The following is a 5,867-nucleotide window of genomic DNA, read 5'->3' on the forward strand; positions in this document are numbered from 1 at the left end:
CTTGAGAAGATCGTGCCGCCGAGTCCGAACTTCGAATCATTCGCCAATGCCGCCGCCGCGTCGTCGACCACAAAAACCTGCGCGACTGGGCCAAAGAATTCCTGGTGGTATGCTGGGTTGTCGGGCGGGCGTCGAAGCGGCACGCGCGTTCGGCGCGACCATGGATGCGGGCGACGCGGTTGGCCTCAAGATCGCGCAGGATGCGGGCGACAACATTGTCACACTCGACGAAGCCGAGACCCATCGCTGGAAGGACGCGTCGCAGGCAACCATCGACGCGTGGTACGAGAAGGCAGGTGCTGCGGGGTTCGATGGCAAGGCGCTGCACGAAGCGGCCAAGGCGCTCGTCGGCGCATAGGCGGAGCTATCTCTGTGACCTTGTCCACTCCTTCAAGGGGCGATTCGGCGCCTCTTGCGGTTGGCCATGATCGGCTCACGGCCGATAACCGACGTCGATGATGGCCCGGCCACCGACGAGACGCGAGACACAGGCGCACATGCGCCTGCCCTCGTGCTTCTGTTCAGCGCTAAAGAACACGTCGCGGTGGTCGATCGCGGTGTCCGCCTGCAGCACTTCCACCACGCATAGCCCACACTCACCGCGCTGGCAGTCGTAGATCATATCGACGCCGGCACTCGTCAGCGCGTCGAGCAACGTCTGGTCGGGGCGGACATCGACGAGCACGTCACGTCCCGCCACCTCGACCTGGAACGGCGCCTCGGCAAAAAGGCCGCTGTCGCCAAACACCTCGTAGCGCAGCCGGCTCACCGACCGGCCCGCTGCCTGCCAGGCTGCCTTGGCCGCTTGCAGCATGCCGATCGGGCCGCAGACATAGAGCTCCGCCTCGGCCGGCAGGGCGGCGATCTCGGCATCCAGGTCGATCCGGCGATCCTGGTCGGCGGCAAACAGTTCGAACTGCTCGCCCAACCGGGCCTCGAGCTCGTCGGCAAAGGCCATGTCCCGCCGGCGCCTGCCGCCATAGACCATGCGCAACGGCGTGCCGCGGGCGTGGAGCGCCAGCGCCATGCCGTAGATCGGCGTCACACCGATGCCGCCGGCGACGAGGAGGCTAGGCGTGTTGCGCCAGGACAGTTCGAAGCGGTTCTCCGGCACGGTGACCTCGATCGGCTCGCCAATCGCCAAACCCCACATGAAGCGTGAGCCGCCGCGGCTATGCACGTGCCGCTTGACTGCAACGCGGATCCGATCCGGCGGGGCGGGGAGGCAGGTATAGGTGCGCGTCGCCGCGCCGCCGCCAATCTGCACCCGGACATTGGTGTGCGAGCCCGGCTCGAACCGCGGCAGCGCGTGCGACATGGCAAACTCGATCAGCCGCGTATCGTCCGCGACGAGCCGCGCATCCGCCACTTCGGCCCGCATCCATTCCTGTCTGCTGCGCATATTGCTCCCTTCAACTGGTGACCAGAGCCAGGGCCGGCACGCGCCGCATCAGGCTGCGGTCCTGCTCGATGACGTATTCGAGGTTCTGCCGCGCCAGGCGCCCGTGCTCGCGCGTAAGCGCCTCGGCGCGCGCGCCCTCTCGGAGCTCGATGGCGTTGACGATGGCGCGATGCTGCGCCTGGCCAATCACCAGCGAGCGGCGGAAGGCTGGCACGTCGGCTTGCTTGTCGAGGAAGGCGCTGGGCGAAGCGAAAGGCAATTGCGTGACCCGCTCGATCTCGCGCCGAATGGTCTCGCTGCCGGCAAGGCCCGCCAGCGCTTCGTGGAACTGGGCGTTGAGTTCGACATAACGGTCGAACGCCATGTCCTCCGGTCGGCCGGGCATCGTCTCGTCGAGCCCGCGCAGCAGTTCGTTGACGGCGCGCAGCTTTGCCGGTTGCACGCCGCGTTCTGCCGCGAGCCGTGCCGCCGTACCTTCGAGCACGCCGCGCAGTTCGATCGCATCGATCACCTCGTCGCGGGTGAAGCTGCGCACCGCATAGCCGCCCGAGGGAATCGGCTCGAGCAGGCCCTCCTGCTCGAGCCGGGCCAGCGCCGCCCGGATCGGAGTGCGCGAGATGCCAAGTTTTTCGGCGATGCCGATCTCGGACAGGCGTTCGCCGGGGCGAGCGTACCCATTGAACACGAGGTCGCGCACCCCCAAGAGTGCCTTCAGCGATTGCGGTTGCTGCCGCCGTTGTTGCGTCTCGACCAAAGCCTACTCCGCCGCGATCCGTTGGGCCTGCTCCTCGCCGATCATCCGGTCGATGAGCTTGCGCGCCCACATCGAGCCCGCATCGATATTGAGGTTGTAAATGACGTGGTCGGGGTTGTTGTCGATCGCGATCTGCTGGGCCTCGAGGATACGCTCGTCCTCACGGAAGATCGACGCCACGCCCTCGCGCAGCTCGTGGGTGCGGCGCTGCTCGGAAAGCTTGTAGTTGCGGGCGAAGGCCCAGAAGTAATGGCAAGTCTTGTCCGTTTCCGGCGTGATCGTATTGAGGACAAAGCCGTTGACGCCTTGGCTGCGGTCGCCCTCGGGCGCTCCGGTGCCAGCCGGCGCGACGCCGACATCGATCGCAACGGTTGCCGGCGCCTCGAAATTGATGATCTGCCAGCGATCGACGTTGCCGGGCTTTCCTAGTTGTGAGCGCCAGAAGGGCGGGGAATCGATGTCTTTCATCCAGCGCGTGATGGTCGCGGTACGGTCCGAATGGGTCGCCTCGAACGGCGCCTCGGCGACGGCGCGGTTGCCGATAGAGGAGCCGTGCACATAGGTCTCATGAGTCAGGTCCATCAGATTGTCGATGACCAGCCGGTAGTCGCATTTGGCGTGGATCAGCTTGCCGTCGGCAGCCCAGGCCGGGTCGTCGTTCCGGTGCAGGTCCGGCACCCTGGCGGGATCGGCCAAGGCCGGATCGCCCATCCAAAGCCAGATGAAGCGATGCCTCTCTACCAGCGGGTAGGACTTTACGCAGGCGGACGGGTTGATCGTCTCCTGGGACGGCATGTATACACATCGGCCGGAATCGTCGAACTCCAGTCCGTGATAGCCGCAGATGACGTTGTCGCCATAGAGCTCGCCCATCGACAGCGGCAGCAGCCGGTGCCAGCAGGCATCAGCCAGTGCGACAGCGTTTCCGTCCTGTTTCCGATACATAACCACCGGTTTTCCGCAGATTTTGCGAGGCAACAGCTCGCGCTTGACTTCAGTGTCCCACGCCGCGGCGTACCACGCGTTCATCGGAAAGGTCTGATGGGGCATGATCACGCTCCTCCCAGAAAATCGATCGTCGTTGAGCATTAAATGCCATATGTATACAATCTGCAAGCCCGAACTTGCACAATCGCTTCGATCGGGCTCACATCGGCGCACCGACGACGAGGAGGAGATCTGAAATGGCTGCCGTTGCCGCTACCGCTGTGCCCACCCCACCATTCCGCGCCGATATCGTCGGCAGCTTCCTGAGACCCGCAGCGGTCAAAGCCGCGCGGAAGGCCCGCTTCGAGGACAAGACCTTGTCGACCGGGGAGCTGAAACAAGTGGAAGATGTAGCTATCATCGACGTGATCCGCATGCAGGAGGCGGCGGGCCTGAAGGCCGTGACCGATGGCGAGTTCCGCCGCGCCTGGTGGCACTTCGATTTCATGGGTATGCTGGACGGCCTCGACATCATCCAGCGTGAGGGTGGCGGCATCCAGTTTCACGGCACGGCCACCAAGGCCGACGTGCCGGTGATCAACGGGCCGCTCGATTTTGCCGACGATCATCCGATGCTGGAGCATTTCAAGTTCGTGCTGGCGCACACCAGCGTCACTCCGAAGATCTCGATCCCCGGTCCCAGCGCCATCCATTTCCGCGTCGCCGAGGACGACATCCATATCCTCGAATACAAGCACGACGCCGAGGCCTACTTCGACGCGATCACCCGCACTTACAACAAGGCCGTGAAGGCCTTCTATGGCGCAGGCTGCCGCTACCTACAGATCGACGACATCTTCTTTGCCTACCTCTGCGATCCCAAGATTCGCGCCGAGCGCAAGGCGCGCGGCGAGGACCCCGACTGGCTCATCGGCCGCTACGCCAGGATGATGCACGACGCCATCGCGGATCGACCGACGGACATGCTAATCGGCATGCACATGTGCCGTGGCAACTTCAAGTCCACCTGGGTCGCAGAGGGTGCCTACGACCCCGCGGCCGACGCCGTGTTCAACCAGACGGGCGTCGATATCTATTTCATGGAATACGATAGCGATCGCACCGGCGGCCTGGAGCCGCTCAGGCTTTTGCCCAAGGGCAAGAAGCGCGTCCTGCCGGGCTTCATTACCACCAAGACGGCAGTGCTCGAGAATCTCGACGACTTGAAGCGCAAGTTCGAGGCGGCGAGCAAGTATGCCGATATCGATCAGCTCGGCATCGCCCCCCAATGCGGCTTTGCTTCGACGGAAGAGGGCAACGCGATCACGGAGGACGACCAGAAGCGCAAGCTCGAACTGGTGGTGCGGACAGCCGAGGCGATCTGGGGCGGCGTCTAGCGCTTCATCCACGGCGTGCCCAGCCGAGGCCCGGGTCATCTTCTCGGCGCTGCTTCGGTTCCCGGTTCGAGCCTGTCGGGCGTGCCTCCCGGCCGAACGAACAGCGGCAGGCCATGTTCGCCGCTGTCGCCGAAGAAGTGACCCGCCCCGGGGTTCCGCTGGCGCGCCGTGTCACCCGCCCAGGCGCTGCGTGATCTGGGCGAAGAGCCGCAGGTTTTCCTCGTCGCGCCCGACAGGCTCGGCCGTATGGGTGACCTTCACGATGACCATGTCGTTGACGGGTCGATATAGATGTACTGATGATGGAGGCCCATCGCCGCGTAGGCGTCGAAATCCGTAAACGTCCACCACTGGTAACTGATATCCCAGAGACTCGCCCGGCGCGATCGGCTCGTAGCCTTCGTCCGGCACGGCGGCGCTCGGTTGGCTTGGCCGGCGGACAGAGCGAGAGGATGGCGCCGAGAGGTGACGGCGGGTGAAGGCCGGGAGAAAGGCTCCTGACGCTCGCCGCGGAGCTGGAGTTATGACCGAGATGGAAGTTCAGGCGCCGACGCGGGTCGGGCGCAATGGTTACAAGGTGGATATCAGCCGAGGCCAGCGCGTTGGCCGCGTGTCGTCGGAGTGGTTCAACCACGAAGATCATCGACACCGTCCTACTCGAGGAAGGTCGGCCCCCGGCGTCGATCTTCGACTTCGGCCAGGGCATCACCCGTGTCGCACGTGACAAACCCATCAGGACGCACGGCTCGATATGGAGGGCAGGGCAAAGAAGCTCCTCGATCTCGCAATCTGATACTGATCATGCTGATACTGATCATGCCAGCGATGCGGACTCCCGCGTCTCCGCCATGATGCTTTCGTTTCCTCCGGTCGCCAGTCTACGGCGCCGTCCTCCAGACCACGAGGACGGCGCCGCTTCTCATGACTGATCGGAAGGCACCGTGCCGCAGCGGGTGGCCGCGGTGCCGGCAGAGGCAGAGGGGGGAGGGGAGGTTTCCCGACGGGCTTGGAGGTCCGGGGAGAGGCCCCGGGCCGCCCGTCATGGAGAACCTGACCATGGCAAAGGCCATTCAGAAGATCACAATGAACGCTGCCGGGTGAAGGACGGTGTTTCCATCGAGCAGCTCGCCGAGGACTCCGCAGGCGGAAGCTACTTCAGAGCCTGAACGTCCGTCCCATCCTCGATGAACCCTGCGTGCCGATGGCGCCACTCGGCGCAACCTCCCACGCCAAAACTGTCGGGCCGTGAGTGTCCAACGGAGCCTGGGAGAATGAAGTACCTACGATGCTTCACTCTCCGTCAGGCTAAGCCAGAGCCTCATGTTCAAGGCCAACGGTCTTGAAGATCCTTTGCTGATGACGACCGGTTTGCGGTTGACGAACTCCT

At 64.3% G+C, this 5,867-nt stretch carries 6 protein-coding genes; 2 read left to right on the forward strand and 4 right to left on the reverse strand.

Going from position 1 to position 5,867, the window contains the following annotated elements; all coding sequences use genetic code 11:
- On the reverse strand, positions 1-143 hold a 143-nt coding region (locus O7A05_RS33815; RefSeq protein ID WP_337097743.1), incomplete at its 3' end, for an aldehyde dehydrogenase family protein.
- A 17-nt stretch (positions 144-160) separates the two neighbouring features.
- Here O7A05_RS33815 and O7A05_RS33820 point away from each other — a divergent pair.
- Positions 161-358, forward strand: coding sequence for a hypothetical protein (locus O7A05_RS33820; protein ID WP_337097735.1), 198 nt, complete (start codon positions 161-163; stop codon positions 356-358).
- A gap of 75 nt (positions 359-433) precedes the next feature.
- Here the strand turns inward: O7A05_RS33820 and O7A05_RS33825 are convergent, their stop codons facing one another.
- From O7A05_RS33825 to O7A05_RS33835, 3 genes are read right to left on the reverse strand one after another with little or no spacing between them, the layout of a single operon-like run.
- Positions 434-1,402, reverse strand: a complete 969-nt coding sequence (locus O7A05_RS33825) for a PDR/VanB family oxidoreductase (protein WP_337097736.1) — start codon at positions 1,400-1,402, stop codon at positions 434-436.
- 10 nt (positions 1,403-1,412) lie between these two features.
- Entirely contained in the window at positions 1,413-2,156 is a 744-nt protein-coding gene (locus O7A05_RS33830; RefSeq protein WP_337097738.1) for a GntR family transcriptional regulator, read from the reverse strand.
- A 3-nt stretch (positions 2,157-2,159) separates the two neighbouring features.
- Positions 2,160-3,206: an aromatic ring-hydroxylating dioxygenase subunit alpha gene (locus tag O7A05_RS33835; RefSeq protein WP_337097740.1), complete on the reverse strand. Its 1,047-nt coding sequence runs from the start codon at positions 3,204-3,206 to the stop codon at positions 2,160-2,162.
- A 134-nt stretch (positions 3,207-3,340) separates the two neighbouring features.
- On the opposite strand from O7A05_RS33835, the gene O7A05_RS33840 reads away from it, so the two are divergent.
- On the forward strand, positions 3,341-4,480 hold the full coding sequence (locus tag O7A05_RS33840; RefSeq protein WP_337097742.1) for a 5-methyltetrahydropteroyltriglutamate--homocysteine S-methyltransferase: 1,140 nt from the start codon (positions 3,341-3,343) through the stop codon (positions 4,478-4,480).
- Positions 4,481-5,867: the final 1,387 nt, after the last annotated feature.

Source organism: Mesorhizobium argentiipisi (SeqCode) (assembly GCF_037179585.1).
GTDB lineage: Bacteria > Pseudomonadota > Alphaproteobacteria > Rhizobiales > Rhizobiaceae > Mesorhizobium > Mesorhizobium argentiipisi.

Bases quoted from the DNA above. Each gene is read 5' to 3' on its own strand.
- O7A05_RS33825 (WP_337097736.1), bottom strand. From the start codon at position 1,402: ATGCGCAGCAGACAGGAATGGATGCGGGCCGAAGTGGCGGATGCGCGG.
- O7A05_RS33820 (WP_337097735.1), top strand. From the start codon at position 161: ATGGATGCGGGCGACGCGGTTGGCCTCAAGATCGCGCAGGATGCGGGC.
- O7A05_RS33840 (WP_337097742.1), top strand. From the start codon at position 3,341: ATGGCTGCCGTTGCCGCTACCGCTGTGCCCACCCCACCATTCCGCGCC.
- O7A05_RS33835 (WP_337097740.1), bottom strand. From the start codon at position 3,206: ATGCCCCATCAGACCTTTCCGATGAACGCGTGGTACGCCGCGGCGTGG.